The following is a 22565-nucleotide window of genomic DNA, read 5'->3' as shown; positions in this document are numbered from 1 at the left end:
AGCCCGCTCCTACAGGTTTTGTGAACGACACAAAACAAATGTGGGAGCGGGCTTGCCCGCGATTGCTGTTTCAGGCTCTCAACACTTTCCCGCCAATCGCCACCGCCACCAGCAGCAATGCCATCAAGCCGAAGGCAAAACTCAAGCTGCTGCCATGGGCGATAAATCCGATCACGGCCGGGCCGGCGAGGATGCCTGCATAGCCCAACGTAGTGATGGCCGGCACGGCAATGTGTTCGGGCATGACCGTTTGTTTACCGACGGCGGTGTACAGCACCGGCACAATGTTGGAACACCCCGCGCCCAATAACGCATAACCGGCCAGCGCTGCCTCCCAGGCCGGTGCGAACGTGGCCAACGCCAGGCCCATCGCGGCTGTCAGCCCGCCAAACACAATCACCCGCGTCGAACCCAGGCGTCGGACAATCCGGTCACCGGTCAAGCGCCCGGCCGTCATGGTCAGTGCAAATGCCGCATACCCAAGTCCCGCATACGCGGTATCGATCCCGCGTTCCTGCGCCAGAAATACCGCACTCCAGTCGAGCGCCGCGCCTTCGGCCAGGAACACGATGAAGCACATCCCGCCAATAAACAGCACGATGCCATGGGGCACGGCAAACGCAGGCCCTGTGCTTTCGCTGCCATAGGGCAACAGGTGGGGCGCCGCCTTGAGCAACGCCAGTACCAGCACCACAATCACCACGGCCATCGCGCCCAGCGGTGAAAACCCAAGGCCAAGCAGGCCACTGACACCGGCCGCGCCAACAATCCCGCCCAGGCTGAACATCCCGTGAAACCCCGACATCATGTTCTTGCCGCTGGCTCGCTCGACGATCACCGCTTGCAGGTTGACGGTCGAATCCACCGTGCCGAGCCCGGCGCCGAACAAGAACAACGCGGCGATCAACCCCGGTATGGACGAGACCGTCGCCAGCAGCGGCAATGCCACGCAAATCAACAACGTCCCCCCGGTGGCCACTCGCCGGCAACCGAAGCGCGCGGCCAGCAACCCGGCCATCGGCATCGCCAGAATCGAACCGACCCCCAGGCTCAACAGCAGCAAACCGAGCGTCCCTTCCTCCAGCCCGGCCCGTGCCTTGGCGTAAGGCACCAGCGGCGCCCAGGCGGCGATGCCGAGACCGGCGATGAAGAACGCGATGCGCGTGGACATCTGCTCCAGACGGCCGGGAACCAGCGGGGTTTGGGTGTGAAGGTTGGTCATATCAATCCTTGGCAAAAAACGTCGCGTCCGCAAAGGACACCGACTGACCCGCGGGGTTCGGTCAGTGTCCGCAGCGGTTCGCGGTCAGGCAGGTCCACATCCTTGCACAGCCAGCGGTTGTTTCGCGATATCGTCGACACTTTGATTGCTCAGGCAGGAGGCGACATGGCGGGGATGTACGATGCGCGAGGCAATATTTATATCGTCGTGGCGCCTGACGCCGTGCGCGCAAGCGGTATCGAATTACCTGAACAGGCCGACCTTGCCGCGCAAACCCGTGAGAAATGGGGACTGTCGGCCATCGAGACGTTCTGCGCCTGGGCGCCCGGTACTCAACCGCCCGGCAGCAAAGATCATCGCAGCGACGGTTTGCTGGTCGGGCCGTTTCAATCGGCGCCACCTTATGACCTGCTGATCGTCAACACCGACGGCACACTGGCCGAACGCAGTGGCAATGGGCTGACGATCTTTTCCCAGTCACTGAGCGAGCAAGGCTTGATGCCGAAGGAGGGTGCCTGCCTGCTGCGGGTTCATCACGACAAGGCTGACGCGGTGTCGCCGGTTGAAACGACCGTCATACCGGCCGAGGTCGAGGGCGTGCACGGGTTCTGGCTGGATTTGGGCAAACCGTCGTTCGGGCCGCAAGCCGTGGGTGCGCAGGGGATTGAAGGCGTGTTGTTGAATGGGGGTGATGTCAGCCATGTGGCGCCATTGGCCGCGCTCGAACCGGCGTGGAGCCGCAGCCAGTTTGTGCGCATCGGCAATCCTCATTGCGTGACGCTGGTGGCGGACGCTGCCGCGTTGCCGAGTAATGAGCAGATGCGTGAAGCACCGTTGGCGCAAGGACTGCTGCGCATTGCGTATGCCTTGCCGACCGGGGCAGGGGCGCCGTGTCCGGCGGGGGTGAACCTGCAATGGGCGATGCTTGAATCTGAAGGCCGGGTGGTTGCGAGGGTGTTTGAGCGCGGGGAAGGGCCGACGGCGTCATCGGGCACCAGCGCCAGTGCGGTGGCGTGCGCGGCGTGGTCGGTCGGTTGGGTGGCGGCGGGGGCCGTGAGCGTTGTGATGCCTGGGGGCACGGCGCCGATTTTGTTGGAAGAATCAGCAGGGGAATTGAGTCGGGTCAGGCTGTTCGGTACGGCGCGGTTGATGGGTTGAATTCAAGATTGCTATCGCGGGCAAGCCACGCTCCCACATTTGGAATGCATTCCACTGTGGGAGCGTGGCTTGCCCGCGATGAGGCCATCAACGTCGACGCAGTTTTCAGCTCAGACCACTGAACTCGACCACGGGCATCGTCCGCTTCATCAGCAACTTGCCCCCGCGAACCGAATACAGCGGCAGGCCCTGACTGCGAATCACCTCATAATCGCTGTCCGCCGACAGCACCAGCAAGTTCGCCGGCCGCCCGGCTTCCAGGCCATAACGATCGCCGAGGTTCATCGCCCTGGCGCTGTTGTCGGTGACCAGGTCCAGTGCGCTTTGCAGGTTGCGATACCCGAGCATATGGCAGATGTGTAGCCCCGCTTCGAGCACCCGCAGGATGTTGCCATTGCCCAGCGGATACCACGGGTCAACGATCGAGTCCTGGCCGAAACACACGTTCATCCCCGCTTCGAGCAACTCGTTGACCCGTGTCACGCCACGGCGTTTCGGAAAGGTGTCGAAGCGTCCTTGCAGGTGAATGCTTTCGGTCGGGCAGGAGACAAAACTGATTCCCGAATGCCCGAGCAGGCGAAACAGCTTGGCGCAGTAAGCGTTGTCGTAAGAGCCCATCGCCGTGGTGTGGCTGGCGGTGACCCGCGAACCCATGTCGCGACTGCGGGCTTCTTCGGCCAGCACTTCGAGGAAACGTGAATGCGGGTCGTCGGTTTCGTCGCAGTGCACGTCCACCAGGCAGCCAGTGCGTTCGGCCAGGTCCATCAGGAACTTCACTGAGCTGACGCCCTGATCGCGGGTGTACTCGAAGTGCGGAATGCCACCGACCACATCGGCGCCCATGCGGATCGCTTCTTCCATCAACTCGCGGCCATTGCGGTAGGACTCGATGCCTTCCTGCGGGAACGCGACGATTTGCATGTCGATCAGGTGACGGCTTTGCTCGCGCACCTCGAGCATGGCCTTGAGCGCGGTGAGTTGCGGGTCGGTGACGTCGACGTGGGTGCGCACATGCTGAATGCCGTGGGCGGCGAGGGTCTGGATGGTTTTTGTGGCGCGGGTCCTGGTGTCTTCCTCGGTGATCGTGACCTTGCGCTCGCCCCAGCACTCGATGCCTTCGAACAGTGTGCCGCTCATGTTCCAGCGCGGCTCGCCGGCGGTCAGGGTGGCGTCGAGGTGAATGTGTGGTTCGACGAAGGGAGGCACCACCAGGTTGCCGCCGGCGTCCAGATCGTCGGGCCCCAGGGTCGGGGCTTCGGTCTGGCGGGCAATGGTACGGATCAGGCCGTTTTCCAGGTGCAACTCATGCAGGCCTTCTTGGTTGCGCAGGCGGGCGTTGATGATGTGCATGAGGTGAGTCCTTTGGGTTGATGACTCTAAATTAGCGCGGCAGTGGCGATCCTTGCTAGTGCCGCGTGACGAAACACAACACTGCTCTTGTAGGAGTGAGCCGGCTCACTCCTACAGGGGGATTGTGGGGTCATTGCGCCAGGGGCAAGAATTTCAGCAATGCGGCGACAATCGCTTCCGGCACATCTTCCTGCACCAGATGCCCGGCATTGGGGATCGGGTGAAATTGCGAGCCGGCAATCATCTGGTGCAAGGCCCGTCCTCGCTCGATGGGGATCCACTGGTCATCCTCGCCCCACAGAATCTGCACCGGGCATCGAATGGTCGGGTACAACCCTTCGACCTCGCGGGTATAGCGTTCGTCCATCTGCGCAATCTGCCGGTAAAACGCCGCTTGCCCCGGATCACCCAGCCACGGTTGCACGTAAGGCGCGAGTTCTTCATCGGTCATGTCGCGTTTGATCGCCCCGCGAATGTAGGCCGGCACAATGGCCTGCTGAATGTAATCGGGTACGCCACTGAACGCCGCTTCATGCTGACGCACATGCTGCACGAACGGCGAACCCCAGGGCGACAGCGCTACCGGGTCGATCAGCGTGAGGCTGCGGTAATCCTTGCCGTTCAACAGATGCGCGCGCAGGGCCGTGGCGCCACCGAAATCGTGGGCCACCACGTCTGGCCGTTCGATTGCCCAGTGATCGAGCAAATGCGCCAGCAACTCGTTCTGCACGCCCAGCGACACGTCGCCGTCGACCTTCTCGGATTGGCCATAACCCAGCAGGTCGAAATAATGCACGCGGTGTGTGGCGATGAAGTGCGGGGCGATCCGGTGCCACACATAAGAAGAGAAGGGGGTGCCGTGTACGAACACGAGCGGCGGGCCGTCGCCGTGAACGGCGTAGTGAATCCGGTGCCCATTGAAGCGGTATTGGCGGTCCAGCAACCAGTCAGCCATGTGCCTGTCCTCTTGGCGGGTGCGAACCCGAAAAGCATAGGCATAAAAAAACCACCGCTGAGGGTGGTTTGATCATTCACTGACGAAACGCCGTTTCATTGCAGGAGTGAGCCGGGTTACTCGCCGTGATAGATGCAGCCGCTGGTGCACGTCTCGTGGATACGGATCGCGCTCAGTTCCGGCAGCAGGGGCTTCAATTCATTCCAGATGAATTTGGCCAGGACTTCACTGGTCGGGTTTTCCAGACCGGGAATGTCGTTCAGGTAGTTGTGGTCCAGACGCTCGTAGAGTGGCTTGAAGATCGCCTTGATTTCCGAGAAGTCACGGATCCAGCCAGTGTGCGGGTCGATGTCGCCGCTCAAGTGGATCGCCACTTTGAACGAGTGACCGTGCAGGCGACCGCACTTGTGGCCTTCCGGTACGTGAGGCAGGCGGTGGGCGGATTCGAACGTAAACTCTTTGAAGATTTCCACAGTGATTTGAGCTCTGTCAGGTGGCGATCGCCGCGGCGATGTGGGCAGGTGGCGAGTTTAACAGAGCTCTGGGCAAAACACTGACTAAAGGGTCAGCAAGCGCTCGCCGAGGCGACCATTGGCGGCCAGTTCGAGGAACTCATCACCGAGGCGACGGCTTTCATCCATCGCAGCACGCCAGTATTTCTGCCGGCCTGGCGCGTCGCCCATGAAACGCTTGAAATCGTTACGGTCTGGCAGTTTGCCGTAGGGCAAGCGCGCCAGATAATCCTTCGACGGCGCCAGTAGCAGAACATCTTGCAACCGCGCGGGGCAGGCACGGCGCCACGGCAACGTCTTGTCGAACCAGCCGGGAATCACCCGGTCGGTGAAGTGCGGGTACAGCACGATGTCGTTGCCGCTGTAGGGCAGATCAAGGTGGTAATCCAGCAAGCCGCCATCGCGGAACGTCCCCTTGCCGGCCCCTGGCAAATCGCGCACGCCTTCCATCACCATCGGGATCGAGCCCGACGCGAGCAAGGCCTGGCGCAGGTTGCCGGCGTTCAATGCGACAAAGCGCGACGGGAAGTCATTCAGTGCATTGACCGGCGGGGCCAGGCGCGGGTCGTGGATGATCAGCCGTTCGAAATGCCGCGACAGCCGCGCGCGAGCACGCAAGTTGTCGGCGATCACTGAGCCGAGCGCCAACCCGAGCCGGCCACGATGATCGTCGGCCAGGCGTCCGTGGCTTTTGACCACCATGATGTTCAGCCGGTAATGGGCGTTGCTCAAGATCGAGGCGTCGCGGCCGTCGAGCAATTCATCGAGCATGCGCCGGGAACTCTGGCTGATCTGCGCCATGGTCACGCCCTTGGCAAAGTTCTGCTCGGTGTACAAGTGACCGAGGCGCCGGATGCCTTCGGCGGCATCCGGCAGGCACGCGCTGGCAAAGCGCCAGGAACCGACCGAGGCGCCAATCAGCGAACGCTCCCGAGGCGCGGCCGGCAGCCATTCGCCAAACAACGCCAGGTCCAGACCTTGAATCCCCAGGGCCTTGGGGCCACCGGCGGCACCCGGCAGCGTGCCGACATCGGCGGCGCTCAAGCCGTTTTCACGGATACGCGCCATGGCACGCGGGCCGGCCTTGAGGGTCAGGGAGGGGAACTTGATGTGGATAGCGGTCATACCGGTCTCAATGGTTGGCAAGCGCAAGATTATAAGCAGTTCAGGCAACACCACCCATCCACTGTGGGAGCGAGCTTGCTCGCGATTGCGGTCTCAAATTCACCACTGATGGTGACTGATACACCGCTATCGCGAGCAAGCTCGCTCCCACAGGGTTTGTGCAGATCTGCAATTTCGTGGTGTGTTGTTCCAATGATGGCCATTCAGTTTCAATTAAGTTCAGCTCGCTAAGGTGTCCGGTGCTGCAACACATAAAAACCCGGGCACACCCATGAACACCCAGACTGCCCTGTTCTGCGCCTCGATCATCGCCATGACCGCCAGCCTCGCCCACGCTCGCGACCTGGGCCCCGACGAAGCCCTGAGGCTGCGTGACGCTGGTACCATTGTGTCTTTCGAGAAGCTCAACGCCACGGCGCTGGCCAAACACCCCGGTTCGACCGTTACCCAGACCGAACTGGAAGACGCGTATGGCAAGTACATTTATCAGGTTGAGCTGCGCGACCCACAGGGCATCGAGTGGGAACTGGAATTAGACGCTGTCAGTGGCCAGGTTCTCAAGGATCATCAGGATACGTAATGAAGGTGTTTTCATTTTCACGCATGGCGCTGGTGCTTCTGGCGTTTTGTTCGGTGGCCCTGGCCCGCGACCTTGATCAGGACGAAGCCCTGCGCCTGCGTCAACAGGGTGTGATTCTGCCGCTGGAGCAACTGCTGCAGCAGGCACTGGATCGCTACCCCGGCTCGAAATTGCTGGAAGCCGAGCTTGAAGAAAAACACGACGTCTACATTTATGAAGTCGAACTGCTGACCGCCGAAGGTGTGGTCCGCGAACTGGACATCGACGCCACCACCGGGCGTTTACTCAAAGACAAGGAAGACTGATCGATGCGATTGCTGCTGGTGGAAGACCACGTGCCGCTGGCCGACGAATTACTCGCCGGCCTCATTCGCCAGGGTTACGCCGTGGACTGGCTGGCCGACGGTCGCGATGCGGTGTATCAGGGCAGCAGCGAGCCCTATGACCTGATTATTCTCGACCTCGGCCTGCCCGGTTTGCCGGGGCTTGAGGTGTTGGAGCAATGGCGCACCGGCGGCTTGTCGACGCCGGTGCTGATCCTCACCGCGCGCGGGTCCTGGGCCGAACGCATTGAAGGCCTCAAGGCCGGTGCCGACGATTACCTGACCAAGCCGTTCCACCCTGAAGAACTGCACCTGCGGGTCCAGGCGCTGCTGCGTCGCTCCCACGGTCAGGCCAATCAACCGACGCTCAAGGCCGCCGGGCTGCACCTGGACGAAGGCCGCCAGTGCGTGACTCGCGACGGTGCCGACATTCAGCTCACAGCCGCCGAGTTTCGCCTGCTGCGCTATTTCATGCTGCACCCCGAACAGATCCTTTCCAAAAGCCACCTCGCCGAACACCTCTACGACGGTGAAACCGAGCGCGACTCCAACGTGCTGGAAGTTCACGTCAACCACCTGCGGCGCAAGCTGGGGCGCAGTGTGATCGAAACCCGTCGCGGTCAGGGTTACGTGTTCGGCGGGGCGGCTCAGTGAAGTCGATTCAGCGCAGCTTGAGCCTGGGCCTGATCAGCGTCATGGTCGTTGTCGGCCTGGTGCTGGCTCAAACCAGTTTGTGGTTGTTCGAAATGGGCTTGCAGCGTTACCTCGAAGCGGGGCTGCGCAATGACAGTGAAAACCTGCTGTTGGCGCTGGTACGCGGGCCGCAAGGGTTGCAACTGGAGGAGCGGCACCTGTCGCCAGCCTACCAACGACCGTTTTCCGGGCACTACTTTCGCATCGATTTCGACGATACCCACTGGCGCTCCCGTTCGCTGTGGGATCAGGAACTGCCCATGCTTGAACATCCGGGCCTGCACAGCAACTTGCAGCTGGGGCCCGAAGGCCAGCAGTTGCTCGTGTTGCGGTCAGACTATCGGCGCCTTGGCCAATCGATTTCCATCAGCGTCGCTCAGGACTACACCCCGGTGCGCGAGAGTTTCAAGCGCATGCAGCAGGTGGGGCTTGGCCTGGGATTGGCCGGGCTGCTGCTGATTTTGCTGCTGCAACGCTTCACTGTGCGCCGCGCCTTGCGTCCCCTGGAACAGGCCCGCGAACAGATCGCCCAGTTGCAGCAGGGCCAGCGCTCGCAACTGGATGATCAGGTGCCGGTGGAGTTGGAGCCGCTGGTGGCGCAAATCAACCATTTGCTCGCGCACACCGAAGACAGCCTCAAGCGTTCGCGCAACGCCTTGGGCAACCTCGGTCACGCCTTGAAAACCCCGCTGGCGGTGTTGTTGAGCCTGGCGTCCAGCGACAAACTCGACGCTCATCCAGCGTTGCGCAAGCTCCTCAAGGAGCAGTTGGAACAGATGCAGCAACGCCTAAATCGCGAACTCAACCGCGCCCGATTGGCTGGCGACGCGCTGCCGGGGGCATTGTTTGATTGCGATGAAGAACTCCCGGGGTTGTTGGCGACACTGAACATGATTCATGGCGAGCACCTGGCGCTCAGCTACCGCGCGCCGACGGGTTTGCAGCTGCCGCGGGATCGTGAGGACCTGCTCGAACTGCTCGGTAACCTGCTGGACAACGCCTGTAAATGGGCGGATGCCGAGGTTCGCTTGAGTGTGGCCGAGACGCCGGGAGGGTTTGAACTGAGCGTCGAAGATGACGGGCCGGGGATTCCCGAAGACCAGCGCGAGCAGGTGCTCAATCGCGGCACGCGACTGGATGAACAAACGGATGGCCACGGGTTGGGGCTGGGGATTGTGCGCGACATCGTCGACACGTGGGGCGGGGTGATGCGATTGGAGGAGAGCGAGTGGGGCGGGTTGAAAGTGGTGATCGAGTTACCTCGGCACTGATCGTTCCCACGCTCCGCGACGTTGATCGTTCCCACGCTCTGCGTGGGAATGCATCCCGTGACGCTCTGCGTCACATCCCACAGCGGAACGCGGAGCGTCCCAGGCGGCATTCCCACGCAGAGCGTGGGAACGATCATGAGGGGCGGATCTCAGACGCGGAACTGATCCATCAAGCTCTGCTGCTGATTCGCCAGGCTGTTCAGCGATTGGCTCACCCGTGCCGATTCGTTGGCCTGCCCCGACAACGATTCCGTCACGTCCCGAATGGTCGCCACGTTGTTGTTGATCTCCTCGGCCACCGCGCTCTGCTCTTCCGCTGCCGACGCAATCTGCAGGTTCATGTCGCTGATCACCGTCACCGCATCACCAATCTGGCGCAGCGCGGTCACCGCCTGGCTGACTTGATCGACACTGCCCTGGGCCTGGCGATGGCTGTTGTTCATCGAACCGACCACGTCCTGGGTGCCGCTCTGCAATTGCTCGATCACCAGGCGGGTTTCTTCGACCGACTCTTGCGTGCGTCGCGCCAGGTTGCGCACTTCATCGGCGACCACGGCAAAACCGCGCCCGGCTTCACCCGCACGGGCAGCTTCGATGGCGGCATTGAGGGCCAGCAGGTTGGTCTGCTCGGCAATCGCGCGAATCACTTCCAGTACCGAACCGATTTTCTCGCTGTTCGCCGCCAGACCCTCGACTTGCACCATGGCGGCGCTCATGTCGGCGGCCAGACGGTCGATGCTGGTGGTGGTCTGGTCGATCACGGTCAACCCGCGACGGGTCGCCTGGTCCGCATCTTTGGCGGCTTGTGCCGCTTGCGCGGCGCTGCGGGCAACGTCCTGGGCGGTGGCGCTCATTTCGTGGGACGCGGTGGCGACCTGATCGACCTGGCGGTATTGCTGCTCCATGCCGGCGCTGGTCTGGGTGGCAATGGCCGATGATTGGTCTGCGGTGCTGCGTGCGTCCTGCACCGAGCGTTTTACCTCGGCAATGATCGGTTGCAGCTTGTCGAGAAAACGGTTGAACCAGCCGGCCAACTGGCCCAACTCATCCTTTTTGTCGTAGGCCAGGCGCCGGGTCAGGTCACCTTCGCCGCTGGCGATGTCTTCGAGCATGTGCGCCACGCCGAGGATCGGATTGGTCACGCTGCGGGCCATCAGCCACACCAGCATCAGGCCAATCAACGCGGCCAGCACGCCGAGGCTGAGCTCAATCAGGGTGCCGGAGGTGTTGCTTTCATCGAGTTGTTTTTTCAGCGCTTCGGCTCGGCCGACCAGGACTTTTTCCGGCACGTCCAGCAGCACGCCCCAGGATTTACCCCCGGGAATCGGCTGGAATGGCGACAACACTTTCAACTGATGATCGTTGTGCAGGCTTTCGGTTTTGCTGCTGCTGGCAAGCATGCGAATCAGCTCGGCACCATTGGCTTTGTCCACGGTGTCCAGGCGCTGGCTGAGTTTGCTGGCGTCGGCGCTGTAGCCGGCGAGCAAACCGACCGGGCTGAGGATGCTGACATTGGTCTGGCCATCGTAGAGCTTTTTGCTCGCGCCCTGACTCATGGCTTGCAGGCTGTTGAGGTTGATGTCCACCGACAGCGAGGCGATGACCTTGCCGTTGACCATCAGCGGGAAAACGATGCTGGTCATCAGCACGTTCTGGCCGTCGATCACGTAGAAGTACGGTTCGATCACGCACGGTTTGAGCGAGGTGCGCGGGCAGGTGAACCAGGCGTTGGCCGGTTCGCCGCTGGGGCCGGTGCTGGTGTCGGCCATGTCACTTTCCGGCAATGCCATGGAGGTGACCTTGCCCGGTGTCGGTTGCGACCAGTACAGGGCAAAACGGCCCTTGTCGTTGCTGCCCAGTTCCGCCTGACCGGTGAACAGTTCGTCCTTGCCGTCCAGTGCGTTGGCTTCGAACACCAGCGACAGGCCGAGCAGTTCCGGGTTGGCTTGCAGCGCCGACTTGACCTGGCGAGTCAGGTCTTCACGCAGGTCGAAGGCGTCCAGAAAACGCTTTTCTGCCTGATCGCGCAGGAACAACACCTGACGCGAGAAGCCGTGGCCATATTGATAGGCATCCATGAACTGCTGACGAATCAGCAGCGCCTGGTTTTCACCCTGGGATTCGATCCGTGCCTGGGCGGCTTCGGTGAGCATCTCCATGCTTGAGGCTTTCACCATCTCGGAGCTGTGCTCCATGCGATACAGCGAAAGACCCACCAACAGGGTCACGATGCCGGCCAGGCAGAGCCCGGCCAACAGGGTGATTTTCCATTGAATGGAAAGTTGTCTTAGCGACATGGAGACGTCCTTTATTCGATAAATATCTGAGACTTTGCACTGTAGCGGCCGTGATTTGGCTTTCTTTATCCATGCGCTCAAATAAGAAACGAAACAAAACTTGTAGCAGCTGGCGAAGCCTGCGTCGGCCGGTCCGCGCTCGGGCGTAGCAGCCGTAAACCCTGTGATCTCGGTTCATTTGATTCACCGCGCTGCCTGATTTCACGACTGCTGCGCCCGAGCGCGGACCGGCCGACGCAGCCTTCGGCAGCTGCTACAGGGACGGTGTTCACTTTGACAAGGCGCCGGTGCTGCGGCACAGTGCGCGCCCTCTAATAAAACCCATTCTTAACTTCGCTGGCGGCTCTTCGCAGACTGCCGGCTGAGCTCATTTCGCTTGCCCAGAGGTAACGATGATTAATGCTGTAATTGCCGCGGTCGGCATCATGCTGATCCTCAGTCTGTCGCGCGTGCACGTGGTCATCGCGCTGATCGTCGGCGCGCTGGTGGGTGGTTTGACCGGCGGCCTGGGCATCGACGCCACGCTCAAAGCCTTTAATAGTGGCCTCGGTGGCGGCGCAACAGTAGCGTTGTCGTATGCCTTGCTCGGTGCGTTCGCGGTGGCGATTGCCAAGTCCGGCATGGCCCATGCCTTGGCGGACAAGGCCCTGGCGATGGTTGATCGCCAGCACGCCAGCGGTGGGGGGCAAGTCAAGTGGCTGCTGATCGGTTTGCTGTGGGTGGTGGCCATCGCCTCGCAAAACATTCTGCCGATACATATCGCGTTTATCCCGTTGCTGGTGCCGCCGCTTTTATATGTGCTGACCAAGCTGCAACTGGATCGCCGGTTGATTGCCTGCGTCATGACCTTCGGTTTGATCACCCCGTACATGTTTCTGCCGGTGGGCTTCGGCAACATCTTCCTCAACGAGATTCTGCTGGCCAACGTCGCCCGCAGCGGCGTGGACATCAGCGGCATCAACGTCACCCACGCCATGGGTATTCCGGCACTGGGCATGGTGTTCGGCCTGGCGGTGGCGTTTTTCAGCTATCGCAAGAAACGCGTCTACGACCTGGAGAAAATCGAGCAAGTCGAACAGGTCGCGGTGCAATACAACCCGCTGAGCCTGATGGTCGCGGGCGTCGCCATCGTGGCGGCCTTCATTATTCAGTTGCTGCTGGACTCGATGATCATCGGCGCGCTGGCCGGGTTCCTGATTTTCTCGGTGTCGGGCATTGTGAAATGGCGTGAAACCGACGACCTGTTCACCGAAGGCATGAAGATGATGGCGATGATCGGCTTCATCATGATCGCCGCGTCCGGGTTCGCCGAAGTAATGAAAGCCACCGGTCAGGTGCAGACGCTGGTGGAATCCTCGGCCTCGTGGATCAACCACAGCAAAGGCATTGGCGCACTGTTGATGCTGTTGGTGGGGTTGCTGGTGACCATGGGCATTGGTTCGTCGTTCTCCACCGTGCCGATCCTGGCGGCGATATTCGTGCCGTTGTGCGTGCAACTCGGTTTCAGCCCGTTGGCGATCGTGTGCATCGTCGGCACGGCCGGCGCCCTGGGTGACGCCGGTTCGCCGGCCTCCGACTCGACCTTGGGCCCGACCTCGGGTTTGAACATCGACGGCCAGCACCATCACATCTGGGACACCGTGGTCCCGACCTTCCTGCACTACAACCTGCCGCTGCTGGCGTTCGGCTGGGCGGCGGCGATGATTCTCTAACCTGGCCCACCCTGTAGGAGCACGGCTTGCCGGCGATGGCGTCCTTGAAATCGCCATCGCCGGCAAGCCGTGCTCCTACAGTTTTTTGTTGGCGTGCCGTTAAAGCCTTTAACCACGCCAACAAAACCAAAAGAGTGAACCGTCATGCGCATGAGCCTGAAGGCTAAAGTTCTGTCCCTTGCCGTTCTCCCGGTGTTGCTCTTTGCCTTGGTTATCAGCCTGACCACGCTGTTCGTCCTCCAGGAACAGGCGCACAAGGAAGTCGAAGAAACCCGTCAGCGCCTGCTCAACGATGCCAAGGCCACGCTGCAAAGCTACGTTGCTGTGGCCATGACCACGATCAAACCGCTCTACGACGCGGCCGCCCCCGGTGATGATGCCGCGCGCGCGCAGGTGATCAAGTTGCTGTCGAGCATCACCTACGGCAAGGAAGGCTACTTCTTCGGCTACGACTCCAACACCGTGCGCCTGTTCAAGGCCAACAGCCCCGAAGGCGTGGGCCAGAGCTTCAAGGACAACCGCGACCCGAACGGCGTCTACGTCAACCGCGACCTGGTGAAAGTCGCCAAGGACGGTACTCACTACCTGCAATACAGCTCACCGCTGCCCGGCAACACCCAGGTGCTGGTGCCTAAACTCGGCTACACCGAATACCTGTCGAAGTGGGACATGGCGGTGGGCACGTCGGTCAACCTCGATGGCATCGAAGCGCAAGTCGCGCTGGTGGAGGCCAAAGTCCAGGAACGCATGGAAGGCGTGGTGCTGAGCATTGTCGGGATTGCCGCGGTGCTGCTGTTGGTGATTGCGGCGGTCGGCCTGCTGCTGGCCAACACCATTCTGCGTCCACTGAACCTGATGAAAGCCAACCTCGATGACATCGCGGCGGGCGAGGGCGACCTGACGCGCCGCTTGTCCATCACCAGCCAGGATGAACTCGGTGAACTGGCTGGCTCGTTCAACCGTTTTGTCGACAAAATCCACAGTCTGGTGCGCCAGATCACCGAAATGACCTCGCAACTGACCGGTCTGGTGAATCAGGTCTCCGACCAGGCCCAGCGTTCGGACCAGGCCATGGAGCGTCAGCGCCATGAGACCGATCAGGTCGCGACGGCGATCAACGAAATGTCGGCGGCGGCTCAGGAAGTGGCCAAAAGTGCACAAAACGCAGCCGTGGCTGCACAGCAAACTGACGAGGAAGGCCAGGCCGCCAAGCGTGTGGTGGCCGGCAGTATCGTGAAGATTCATGCGTTGGTGGACGACATCCGCAGCAGCGGTGTGTCGTTGGACAGCCTGCAAAAAGACGTGTCGTCGATTGTCAGCGTCCTCGGTGTGATCCGTTCGATTGCCGACCAAACCAACTTGCTGGCACTCAACGCCGCCATCGAAGCGGCCCGTGCCGGCGAAGCCGGTCGCGGGTTTGCGGTGGTGGCCGATGAAGTTCGCGCGCTGGCCAGTCGTACGCAAATCAGCACCCAGGAAATCCAGGGCATGATCGACCGCTTGCAGGCCGGGACCCAATCGGCGGTGGAAGCCATGCGCCGTTCCAGCGAAGCCGGCGACGGCACGTCCGCGCAGGCCAACGAGGCGGGCGCCTCACTGGACACCATGGCGCAGTTGATCGGCACCATCAACTCGATGAACGCACAGATCGCCAGCGCCGCTGAAGAACAAACCGCAGTGGCCGAAGAGATCAACCGCAGCGTGCATCAGATCGCGGTCGCCGTGGACAATGTGGCGGATGAAACGCAACTCGGTGCGCAGACTTCGCGCAGCCTGGCTGACCTCGGCCAGCGCCTTGGCAAACTGGTCGGCCAGTTCCGTATCTGAGCCGTTAAGCATTCTTTGTAGCAGCTGGCGCAGCCTGCGTTCGGCTGCGAAGCAGTCGTAAACCTTGAGTGCGAGGTCTTCCTGAAACACCGCATCGACTGATTTCACGACTGCTGCGCAGCCGAACGCAGGCTGCGCCAGCTGCTACAGATTTATGTTGATGCTACGGTCTGTCCCAATACGGCACAGCCCCAAAGCATTCAACAAAGAAATCAATCACCGTCCGCACCTTCACCGACAACCGTCGGCTGCCCGGCCACAACACCGCAATCTGCTGCGGCTCCAGGCTGTTGGATACCTGAAAGTCCCCCAGCACCGGCACCAGCGTGCCTTCGCGCACTGCCTCGCCAATCAACCATGACGGAAACATCACCAACCCCAACCCTTGTTCGGCGGCTTGAACCAGGGTGTCAGCGTGATTGCCGGTGATCGGCCCTTTGACCGAGTAGGGCGTCCAGTCCTGCTGATCCTTGCGGAAAAACCAGCGTTGCAGGCCTGTCGCGCCTTTGTAGGCCAGGCATTGATGCGCTGCGAGGTCTTCAGGGTGTTGCGGTGTGCCGTGGCGTTCTAGGTAGGCCGGGCTGGCGGCGACTTGAAACCGGTGAGGCGCCAGAATGCGCGCCTGCATGCTGGAGTCGTGCAGCGGGCCGATGCGAAACAGCAGGTCGGCACCTTCTTGCAGCGGGTCGATGTAGTGGTCGGTTTGCTGGATATCCAGTTGCAGCTTCGGATAGCGCTCGCACAATTGCCCCAGCCACGGCGTCAGGTGCCGTTGGCCGAAAACCACCGGGGCGTTGATCCGCACCAGCCCGCTAGGTTCGCTTTGCTGTTCTTGCAAGGCTTGCTCGGCTTCTTCCAGTTGCACCAGCACCAGCCGCGCATGATGACCGAGCATGCGCCCGGCTTCGGTGGGCGTTACGGCGCGGGTGTGGCGGTAGAGCAATTGCTGGCTCAGGGCTTGTTCCATTAGCTGGATCTGCCGGGAAATCGAAGAGGGCGCCAGGCCTTCGCGCCGCGCCACTTCGGAAAAACTGCCATGGTCGAGCACCGCGACAAACAGCCGAAGTGCCTTGAATCCGAGGTCGTTGAGGCCGTGCATGATTCGTCCTGCTGTGCGAGTTGCGCAAAAGTGTTGTCAGGCTACTCCCATTTATCGCAAAGCACTGCCACCGGATAATGCCGGCCATTGTTTCTACAGGCAGGTTTCCCTTATGCAAGCGTCTTCAATCAACACTGCGGTCACACCCGCGACCAAACCAGGGCTGCGGCTATTGCTGTTGCCGCTGGTGATCCTCGCCGGCATGGGCCTTTCCGTGGAGGCCGGGTTGCTCGGGCCGCTCGGGGTTCAGGTCGGGCATTTGTGGGCGACATTGAGCATTTTCGGAGTCGGCTCGGCGATTCTGTTTTTGCTGTTGTTGTTCAGCGGCCCGCAACAAGGTCCGGCGTTGAACACCTTGCCGCGCTGGCAGTTGATCGGCGGCTTTCTCGGGCCGATTTATGTGGTGGTGCTGACCCTGGCCACGCCGCACATCGGCATTGCAATGACCATGATCGCGATCCTCTGCGGGCAGGTCGGCAAAAGCGTACTGATCGACCACTTTGGCTGGTTCGGCGCCAGCCGCAAAAAGGTCAACGGTGAACGCTGGCTGGCGTTGCTGTTGATTGTCGTGGCACTTGTTCTGATCGCTCGGGGTTGATGATGAATCTGATTATTTTGTTGGCCGTAATCGTGGCGGCCGGTGCGGTGTTGAGTGTGCAGGCGGCGATCAATGGCCGTCTGGGCGAAACGGTTGGCGTGTTGCGCAGCAGTTTGCTGACCTTCGTGGTGGGGGCGGTGGTTACCGGGCTGCTGATCCTGTTTTTCGAACCGGCGCAGGTCGTGAGCTTGCTGGACGTGCCGAAGTGGCAACTCAGTGGCGCGCTGTTTGGGGTGGTGTACATGATGGTCATGGTCGGCGCGGTGCCAAGGGTCGGTACGGCGGTGGCGACTGTGGCGGTGATTGTCGGGCAACTGGGCATGGGCATGTTGATCGACAATTTCGGCTGGCTGGGTAATCCGGCCATCGACCTGTCGAACAGCCGGATCGTGGCGATGGTGTGTCTGGGACTGGCGTTGGTGTTCATGTATCGCAGCAGCAAGCGGCAGGTCTGACGCAAACTCCTACACTGGTAAGACGGGCCGCGCGTGCGGCACCCCGACGACCACACCAATGGAGTCAGACTCATGATCAGCAGTGACAGTATCTGCGATTGTCCCAAATGCTCGTGCAAGCTGGGCGAGCATCCGATAGCGCGCCACGGTAAACACTATTGCTGCGAAGCCTGCGCCAAGCACCATGAACATGGCGAAGAATGCTCCAGCAAGGGCTGCAAGTGTGCTCACGAGAAATAGTGCTAAAACCTGATCTTGTGGCGCGGGAGCAAGCTCCCTCGCCGCAGGTATTCAATCGCTCTTTTTTATTAACTCGCTGGCCGCCAGGTCACGTTCTCGACGCCGAACTTCTCTGCCATCGGCTTGCTGGTCTTTTGCACCTTCTCCCGGCCGAAACGCGGGATCCGGCCCACCCCGGCGTCGCAGCTCGCCCAATGCCAGGCCTCCGCGTTGTCCATCTTGTCCAGGCGGATGATGAATGACTTGGGGGCGCCATGAAGGGTGTATTCAATGACGAAAAGTTTTGTGTTGTTCATAAAGCCCGTATTCCTCCCGGTGGTAATAGAGGGATCGTCGGTGTCGCGGAAAATTCAGTTGGATTGTCAGGTGGCGGCGACCAGTGGCGAGCAGACGTTGGGCTGGTTACCATGCAATGTCTCAATACCCCAATGAATGCTGCCCATGGCCCTTGCCGCACCCCCCGACCTGAGTGATACCGATGTGCCTGTGCAACCACTGGCACGTACCTATCCGCGCGGCTTGTTCATCGAGCCACACGAGCACGTCTGGGGCCAGTTGCTGTATGCGATGAGCGGGGTGATGTGGGTCGAAACGCCCCATGAAGCGCTGGTCGTGCCGCCGCAACGGGCGGTATGGCTGCCACCGGGCGTGCCCCATGGGATTCGCGTGGTCTCGGACTTGCAGATGCGTAACATCTACCTGCGACCGTCCCTCGCCGCGACGCTGGACGAAACCGTTCAGGTCATCGAGGTTGGCGGCTTGCTGCGCGAGCTGATCGTCGGGTTGGTGGAGCAGGGCGACAACGGCGCGCCCGAGTATTACGAGGCGCTGGTCGGCCTTGCACTGCTGGAACTCAGGCGCGCCAAGCGCTCCGAGTTGAAAATCCCGATGCCGGATGATTCCGACCGACGCCTGATCAACCTCTGTCAGGCCGTCATGGCCGCGCCATCGCTGGACATCTCTTTTGAACAACACGCCGAAAGCGCCGGTGCCAGCGTGCGCACCCTGGCGCGCTTGTTCAAGGACGGTCTGGGCATGGGGTTCGCCGAGTGGCGGCGACAGGTGCAACTGGCGACAGCCGTGGCCGAGCTGATTCAGGGTGTGCCGGTCAGTGCCATTGCGCGCGAATTGGGCTATTCGCCGAGCAGTTTCAGCGACATGTTCCGCCGGGAACTGGGCATTGCACCCTCACAATTTTCCAGCCATCACCAAACCCTGTAGCCGCAGGCTTCGCCAGCTGCTACACGTCGTCTTGTATTCGGCATTAGTGCTTTGGCCGGAAAGCAGAAGCACTTGGCCGATGCCCGGCGCAACCTGCCATTAGACTCTGGCCTATCTTAATAGCCCACGGAGTCAGCCATGAGCTACCTCATCTCACTGGCCATCGGTCTGGGCGTCGGTTTGCTCTACGGCGCACTGGATTTTCGTTCCCCCGCACCGCCGGCTATCGCGCTGGTCGGGCTGCTCGGCATGCTGGCCGGTGAAAAGTTGTGGCCCATGGGGCGGCAACTGGTCGCTGGCTGGATCTCCTGAACCGTTTATTTACTCGATGGAAACGCTCATGAAAGCATTGCAGTTCGACAAAACCGGCGACCTCTCGGCCCTGCGCTACGTTGACGTGCCCACTCCGGTACCCGGCGCCGATGAAGTGCTGGTGCAGATCAAGGCCGCGGGCCTCAACCCCAGCGACGTGAAGAATGTGCTGGGTCGATTTCCCTACACCACGTTGCCACGGATTCCCGGTCGGGATTTTGCCGGTGTCGTGGTTGAAGGTCCGCAGGCGTTGATTGGTCAGGACGTCTGGGGCACCGGGCGTGAGCTGGGGTTCTTTGCCGATGGCTCCCATGCGCAATTCGTCAAACTGCCGGCCAACGGTGTCGCGCTCAAACCGACCCACCTGAGTTTTGCCCAGGCCGCCAGCCTCGGCGTGCCGTACATCACGGCCTGGGATGCGTTGGAGCGCAGCCTGGTGACGGCGCAAACTCGATTGTTGGTGATCGGTGGCGGCGCGGTGGGCAGCGCGGCGTTGGCGCTGGCCAAGGTGCGCGGAGCTCAGGTGCTGGCGGCGGCGCGGCGACCGGAGCAGGTCAAGGAATTGCAGGCTCAGGGCTATCAAACCCTGCAACTGGATAATCCGGAAGACCTGGGCGCTCAGGTGAACACCGTGTACAGCGGCGGCGCTGACGTGATCTTCGACACCACCGGGTTCTGGCTGCCGGCCTCAGTCCCGGCACTGGCGACGTTCGGCCGCATCGCCATCATCGCCGCACCGGTGGACGGCATGGTGCAATTGCCGGCGCTGGCGCTGTATCGCAAGGGTGGCTCGGTGGTCGGGATCAACTCATTGTTGTACGGGGTTCAGGCGTGCGCGGCGATGCTCGATCAGTTCGGCAAGTTCTTCGATCAGGGGTTGTTGCCATTGCCCGAGGGCTTGTTTGAATCACCGCTGTCCCAAGGCCTGGAGCGGTATTCAGAAGTGAATCAGGGCAGTGGCGACAAAGTGATCCTGTTGCCGTAACGGTGATCGTTCCCACGCTCTGCGTGGGAAAGCATCCCGGGACGCTCCGCGTCTCTAGCTGAACGCGAAGCGTCCGTTGAGGCATTCGGAACGATCACCAGACACAATGCTAGAATCGCTCGCACTGACTTCCCAAGGTGCCTCCCATGAGCGAGCCGATTCGTCTGACCCAATACAGCCACGGCGCAGGTTGCGGCTGCAAGATTTCCCCCCAGGTGCTGGAGGTGATTCTGGCCGGCAGCGGGGCGCAGAACCTGGACCCGAAACTCTGGGTCGGCAACGCCTCGCGCGATGACGCCGCGGTCTATTCCATCGACGAAGAACGTGGCGTGGTCTCGACCACTGACTTCTTCATGCCCATCGTCGACGACCCGTTCGATTTCGGCCGCATCGCCGCCACCAATGCCATCAGCGATATCTACGCCATGGGCGGCGACCCGCTGATGGCGATTGCGATTCTCGGCTGGCCGGTCAATGTGCTGGCGCCGGAGATTGCCCGGGAAGTGATTCGCGGTGGCCGTTCGGTCTGCGATGAAGCCGGGATTCCACTGGCCGGTGGGCACTCCATCGATGCGCCGGAGCCGATCTTCGGCCTGGCCGTGACCGGGCTCGTGGAAAAGCGCCACATGAAGCGCAATGACACGGCCACGGCCGGTTGCCTGCTCTATCTGACCAAGCCGCTGGGCATCGGCATCCTCACCACCGCCGAGAAGAAGGGCAAGTTGCGCCATGCCGACATCGGCCTGGCCCGTGACTGGATGTGCACCCTGAACAAACCCGGCAGCCGTTTCGGCAAGCTCGACGGCGTGACCGCCATGACCGACGTCACCGGGTTTGGCCTGCTGGGGCACCTGGTGGAAATGGCTGACGGCAGCCACCTGACTGCCCGCATCGAATACGACCGCGTGCCGCGCCTGCCAGGGGTTGAGTATTACCTCGACCAAGGCTGCGTACCGGGCGGGACGCTGCGCAACTTCGACAGTTATGCCAGCAAACTGGGGCGGCTTCAGGAAATGCACAAACGCGTGCTGTGCGATCCGCAGACCAGCGGTGGCCTGCTGATTGCGGTCACGCCCGAGGGCAACGAACAGTTCCTGGCAGTGGCGGCCGAGCTGGGCCTGAGCCTTGAGCCGATCGGCGAACTGGTTGAGCGACAGACACACGCGGTTGAGGTGTTTTGATGTCGATCGACTTCACCGATTACCGCGACATCTTTCTCAACGACCGGCCGATGATGGATGCCCGCGCGCCGGTGGAGTTCAGCAAGGGTTCATTCCCGGGGGTGGTCAACCTGCCGCTGATGAATGACAGCGAACGCCAGCGCATCGGCACCTGTTACAAGCAGCACGGGCAGCAAGCGGCCATTACGCTGGGGCATCAACTGGTGTCCGGCGAGATCAAGGCTGAACGCATCCAGGCCTGGGCCGATTTCGCCCGGGCGCATCCCGAGGGCTATTTGTATTGTTTTCGCGGCGGCTTGCGTTCGCAGATCGTCCAGCAATGGCTCAAGGACGAAGCCGGCATTGACTATCCCCGGGTCGGTGGCGGCTACAAGGCCATGCGCACGTTCCTCCTCGACACGCTCGATCAGGCGGTGACCCAGTGCGATTTCGTCTTGCTGGGCGGCATGACCGGCACCGGCAAGACCGAAGTGCTGACGCAGTTGAGCAACGGGCTGGACCTTGAAGGCCACGCCAATCATCGCGGCTCCAGCTTCGGCAAGCGCGCGACCGGGCAGCCGTCCAACATTGATTTTGAAAACCGTCTGGCGGTGGATGTCCTGAAAAAGCGTGCCCACGGCATCGAGCAGTTTGTGCTGGAAGACGAGAGCCGGGCAGTCGGCAGTTGCGCATTGCCGTTGCCGCTGTATCAGGGCATGCAGCAATTTCCGATGGTCTGGCTGGAAGACAGCCTCGAAGGGCGTGTCGAACGAATATTGCGCGACTACGTGGTGGACCTGTGTGCCGAGTTCATTGGTGTGCATGGCGATGAAGGGTTTGCGTTGTTTTGCGCACGTATGCTGGAAAGCCTCAACAACGTGCAGAAACGCCTGGGTGGTGAACGCCATCGGCGGATGTTGATATTGATGGAAGAAGCCTTGGCCGAGCAGGGCCGAAGCGGTGCAGTGGACCTGCATCGGGGCTGGATCGAAGGGTTGCTTCGCGAGTATTACGACCCGATGTATGCGTTTCAGCGGGAGAAGAAAGGCGTGCGGATCGAGTTTGCTGGGGAGAGGGTAGCGGTACTCGAATACCTGCGCGAGCGAGTCAATCAGCAAGGTTGAGGTTGTATTGACTGGCCTCAATCGCGGGCAAGCCCGCTCCCACATTGAATCTTCAGTGAACACAGATTGTGTGTACTGCCGAGTTCCACTAATGAAATGGCTACCCCCGCTGCCCCCTGTGATCGCCCACTAAGCTTTCACAGGGGGCTCATCGGAGATCGTTGCCATGAACAACGTAGCTATTGCCGCCATCGACTTGGGAAAACACTCCTTTCATCTGCATGCTCAAGATGATCATGGTCATGAGCTTTACCGCAAAAAGTTTACGCGGGCAGCGCTCACCCAATATCTGGCGAAACTGGAACCCTGCACCGTCGTGATGGAAGCCTGTGGCGGCGCCCATTTC

Annotated in this window: 23 protein-coding genes and 3 pseudogenes; 17 read left to right on the top strand and 9 right to left on the bottom strand. The window is 61.2% G+C overall.

The genetic code is table 11. The features are described from left to right. Positions 1-70 precede the first annotated feature (70 nt). Positions 71-1222 (bottom strand): MFS transporter, encoded by a 1152-nt coding sequence (locus C7534_RS23860; RefSeq protein ID WP_109787248.1) that lies wholly within the window; start codon positions 1220-1222, stop codon positions 71-73. 165 nt (positions 1223-1387) lie between these two features. On the opposite strand from C7534_RS23860, the gene C7534_RS23855 reads away from it, so the two are divergent. Further along, complete coding sequence (locus C7534_RS23855) at positions 1388-2380, top strand: diaminopimelate epimerase (RefSeq protein WP_109787247.1); 993 nt, start codon at positions 1388-1390, stop codon at positions 2378-2380. Between the two features lie 105 nt (positions 2381-2485). Here the strand turns inward: C7534_RS23855 and codA are convergent, their stop codons facing one another. From codA to C7534_RS23835, 4 genes are all read right to left on the bottom strand, one after another. Next, the gene (codA, locus tag C7534_RS23850) at positions 2486-3730 is read right to left on the bottom strand and encodes a cytosine deaminase (RefSeq protein WP_046032730.1); all 1245 of its coding nucleotides are present in this window, start codon (positions 3728-3730) and stop codon (positions 2486-2488) included. 130 nt (positions 3731-3860) lie between these two features. Next, positions 3861-4685: an alpha/beta fold hydrolase gene (locus C7534_RS23845; RefSeq protein ID WP_046032731.1), complete on the bottom strand. Its 825-nt coding sequence runs from the start codon at positions 4683-4685 to the stop codon at positions 3861-3863. 116 nt (positions 4686-4801) lie between these two features. After that, entirely contained in the window at positions 4802-5158 is a 357-nt protein-coding gene (gene queD, locus C7534_RS23840) for a 6-carboxytetrahydropterin synthase QueD (RefSeq protein WP_077431745.1), read from the bottom strand. An 84-nt stretch (positions 5159-5242) separates the two neighbouring features. After that, positions 5243-6322, bottom strand: coding sequence for a patatin-like phospholipase family protein (locus C7534_RS23835; RefSeq protein ID WP_077431746.1), 1080 nt, complete (start codon positions 6320-6322; stop codon positions 5243-5245). Positions 6323-6593: 271 nt separating this feature from the next. On the opposite strand from C7534_RS23835, the gene C7534_RS23830 reads away from it, so the two are divergent. From C7534_RS23830 to C7534_RS23815, 4 genes are read left to right on the top strand one after another with little or no spacing between them, the layout of a single operon-like run. Continuing rightward, on the top strand, positions 6594-6902 hold the full coding sequence (locus C7534_RS23830; protein WP_046032734.1) for a PepSY domain-containing protein: 309 nt from the start codon (positions 6594-6596) through the stop codon (positions 6900-6902). After that, positions 6902-7207 carry a PepSY domain-containing protein gene (locus C7534_RS23825; protein ID WP_046032735.1) on the top strand — a complete coding sequence of 102 codons (306 nt, stop codon included), beginning with the start codon at positions 6902-6904 and terminating at the stop codon, positions 7205-7207. Before C7534_RS23830 ends, C7534_RS23825 begins: the two co-directional genes overlap by 1 nt. 3 nt (positions 7208-7210) lie before the next feature. Beyond that, complete coding sequence (locus C7534_RS23820; protein WP_046032736.1) at positions 7211-7879, top strand: response regulator transcription factor; 669 nt, start codon at positions 7211-7213, stop codon at positions 7877-7879. Next, positions 7876-9189, top strand: a complete 1314-nt coding sequence (locus C7534_RS23815) for a sensor histidine kinase (RefSeq protein WP_109787246.1) — start codon at positions 7876-7878, stop codon at positions 9187-9189. The genes C7534_RS23820 and C7534_RS23815 overlap by 4 nt, the downstream gene beginning before the upstream one ends. 149 nt (positions 9190-9338) lie before the next feature. Here the strand turns inward: C7534_RS23815 and C7534_RS33370 are convergent, their stop codons facing one another. Next, positions 9339-10094 (bottom strand): methyl-accepting chemotaxis protein, encoded by a 756-nt coding sequence (locus tag C7534_RS33370; protein WP_371916734.1) that lies wholly within the window; start codon positions 10092-10094, stop codon positions 9339-9341. A 102-nt stretch (positions 10095-10196) separates the two neighbouring features. Next, positions 10197-10343, bottom strand: a pseudogene (locus tag C7534_RS33365) (HAMP domain-containing protein); the annotation flags it as partial. Between the two features lie 1538 nt (positions 10344-11881). Between C7534_RS33365 and C7534_RS23805 the strand changes: the two are divergent. The 3 genes and pseudogenes from C7534_RS23805 to C7534_RS33355 all read left to right on the top strand — a co-directional run bounded on the left by C7534_RS23805 (position 11882) and on the right by C7534_RS33355 (position 15025). Further along, positions 11882-13198 carry a Na+/H+ antiporter family protein gene (locus C7534_RS23805; protein ID WP_175649046.1) on the top strand — a complete coding sequence of 439 codons (1317 nt, stop codon included), beginning with the start codon at positions 11882-11884 and terminating at the stop codon, positions 13196-13198. Between the two features lie 144 nt (positions 13199-13342). After that, positions 13343-14119 (top strand): annotated as a pseudogene (locus tag C7534_RS33360) (cache domain-containing protein); the annotation flags it as partial. 84 nt (positions 14120-14203) lie between these two features. Next, positions 14204-15025, top strand: a complete 822-nt coding sequence (locus C7534_RS33355) for a methyl-accepting chemotaxis protein (RefSeq protein WP_442963231.1) — start codon at positions 14204-14206, stop codon at positions 15023-15025. Positions 15026-15188: 163 nt separating this feature from the next. On the opposite strand, the gene C7534_RS23795 is transcribed toward C7534_RS33355, so the two are convergent. Continuing rightward, the gene (locus C7534_RS23795) at positions 15189-16124 is read right to left on the bottom strand and encodes a LysR family transcriptional regulator (RefSeq protein ID WP_046032741.1); all 936 of its coding nucleotides are present in this window, start codon (positions 16122-16124) and stop codon (positions 15189-15191) included. A 112-nt stretch (positions 16125-16236) separates the two neighbouring features. Between C7534_RS23795 and C7534_RS23790 the strand changes: the two genes are divergently transcribed. The 3 genes from C7534_RS23790 (at position 16237) to C7534_RS23780 (ending at position 17417) form a co-directional block, all read left to right on the top strand. Further along, positions 16237-16722 (top strand): DMT family transporter, encoded by a 486-nt coding sequence (locus tag C7534_RS23790; protein WP_109787244.1) that lies wholly within the window; start codon positions 16237-16239, stop codon positions 16720-16722. Then, a complete protein-coding gene (locus C7534_RS23785) occupies positions 16722-17177 on the top strand; it encodes a DMT family transporter (RefSeq protein WP_109787243.1) in 456 nt (151 codons plus the stop codon). Before C7534_RS23790 ends, C7534_RS23785 begins: the two co-directional genes overlap by 1 nt. A 72-nt stretch (positions 17178-17249) precedes the next feature. Beyond that, a complete protein-coding gene (locus C7534_RS23780) occupies positions 17250-17417 on the top strand; it encodes a metallothionein (protein WP_081744005.1) in 168 nt (55 codons plus the stop codon). 68 nt (positions 17418-17485) lie between these two features. Here C7534_RS23780 and C7534_RS23775 read toward each other — a convergent pair whose 3' ends face one another. Then, positions 17486-17713: a DUF6555 family protein gene (locus C7534_RS23775; RefSeq protein ID WP_109787242.1), complete on the bottom strand. Its 228-nt coding sequence runs from the start codon at positions 17711-17713 to the stop codon at positions 17486-17488. 145 nt (positions 17714-17858) lie between these two features. Here C7534_RS23775 and C7534_RS23770 point away from each other — a divergent pair, with 145 nt between their 5' ends. The 6 genes and pseudogenes from C7534_RS23770 to C7534_RS23745 form a co-directional block, all read left to right on the top strand. Continuing rightward, positions 17859-18638 carry an AraC family transcriptional regulator gene (locus tag C7534_RS23770; RefSeq protein ID WP_177412274.1) on the top strand — a complete coding sequence of 260 codons (780 nt, stop codon included), beginning with the start codon at positions 17859-17861 and terminating at the stop codon, positions 18636-18638. Between the two features lie 138 nt (positions 18639-18776). After that, positions 18777-18950: a DUF1427 family protein gene (locus tag C7534_RS23765; protein WP_077431753.1), complete on the top strand. Its 174-nt coding sequence runs from the start codon at positions 18777-18779 to the stop codon at positions 18948-18950. A 28-nt stretch (positions 18951-18978) separates the two neighbouring features. After that, the gene (locus C7534_RS23760) at positions 18979-19935 is read left to right on the top strand and encodes a quinone oxidoreductase family protein (RefSeq protein ID WP_109787240.1); all 957 of its coding nucleotides are present in this window, start codon (positions 18979-18981) and stop codon (positions 19933-19935) included. Between the two features lie 146 nt (positions 19936-20081). Then, on the top strand, positions 20082-21116 hold the full coding sequence (gene selD, locus C7534_RS23755; protein ID WP_109787239.1) for a selenide, water dikinase SelD: 1035 nt from the start codon (positions 20082-20084) through the stop codon (positions 21114-21116). Continuing rightward, positions 21116-22219 (top strand): tRNA 2-selenouridine(34) synthase MnmH, encoded by a 1104-nt coding sequence (gene mnmH, locus C7534_RS23750; protein WP_109787238.1) that lies wholly within the window; start codon positions 21116-21118, stop codon positions 22217-22219. The genes selD and mnmH overlap by 1 nt, the downstream gene beginning before the upstream one ends. 166 nt (positions 22220-22385) lie before the next feature. Next, positions 22386-22565, top strand: a pseudogene (locus tag C7534_RS23745) (IS110 family transposase); the annotation flags it as partial.

The organism is Pseudomonas sp. OV226 (assembly GCF_003148705.1).
Lineage (GTDB): Bacteria > Pseudomonadota > Gammaproteobacteria > Pseudomonadales > Pseudomonadaceae > Aquipseudomonas.
The sequence above is the reverse complement of the archived record's forward strand: the minus strand, read 5'-3'. Positions and strand labels throughout refer to the sequence as shown.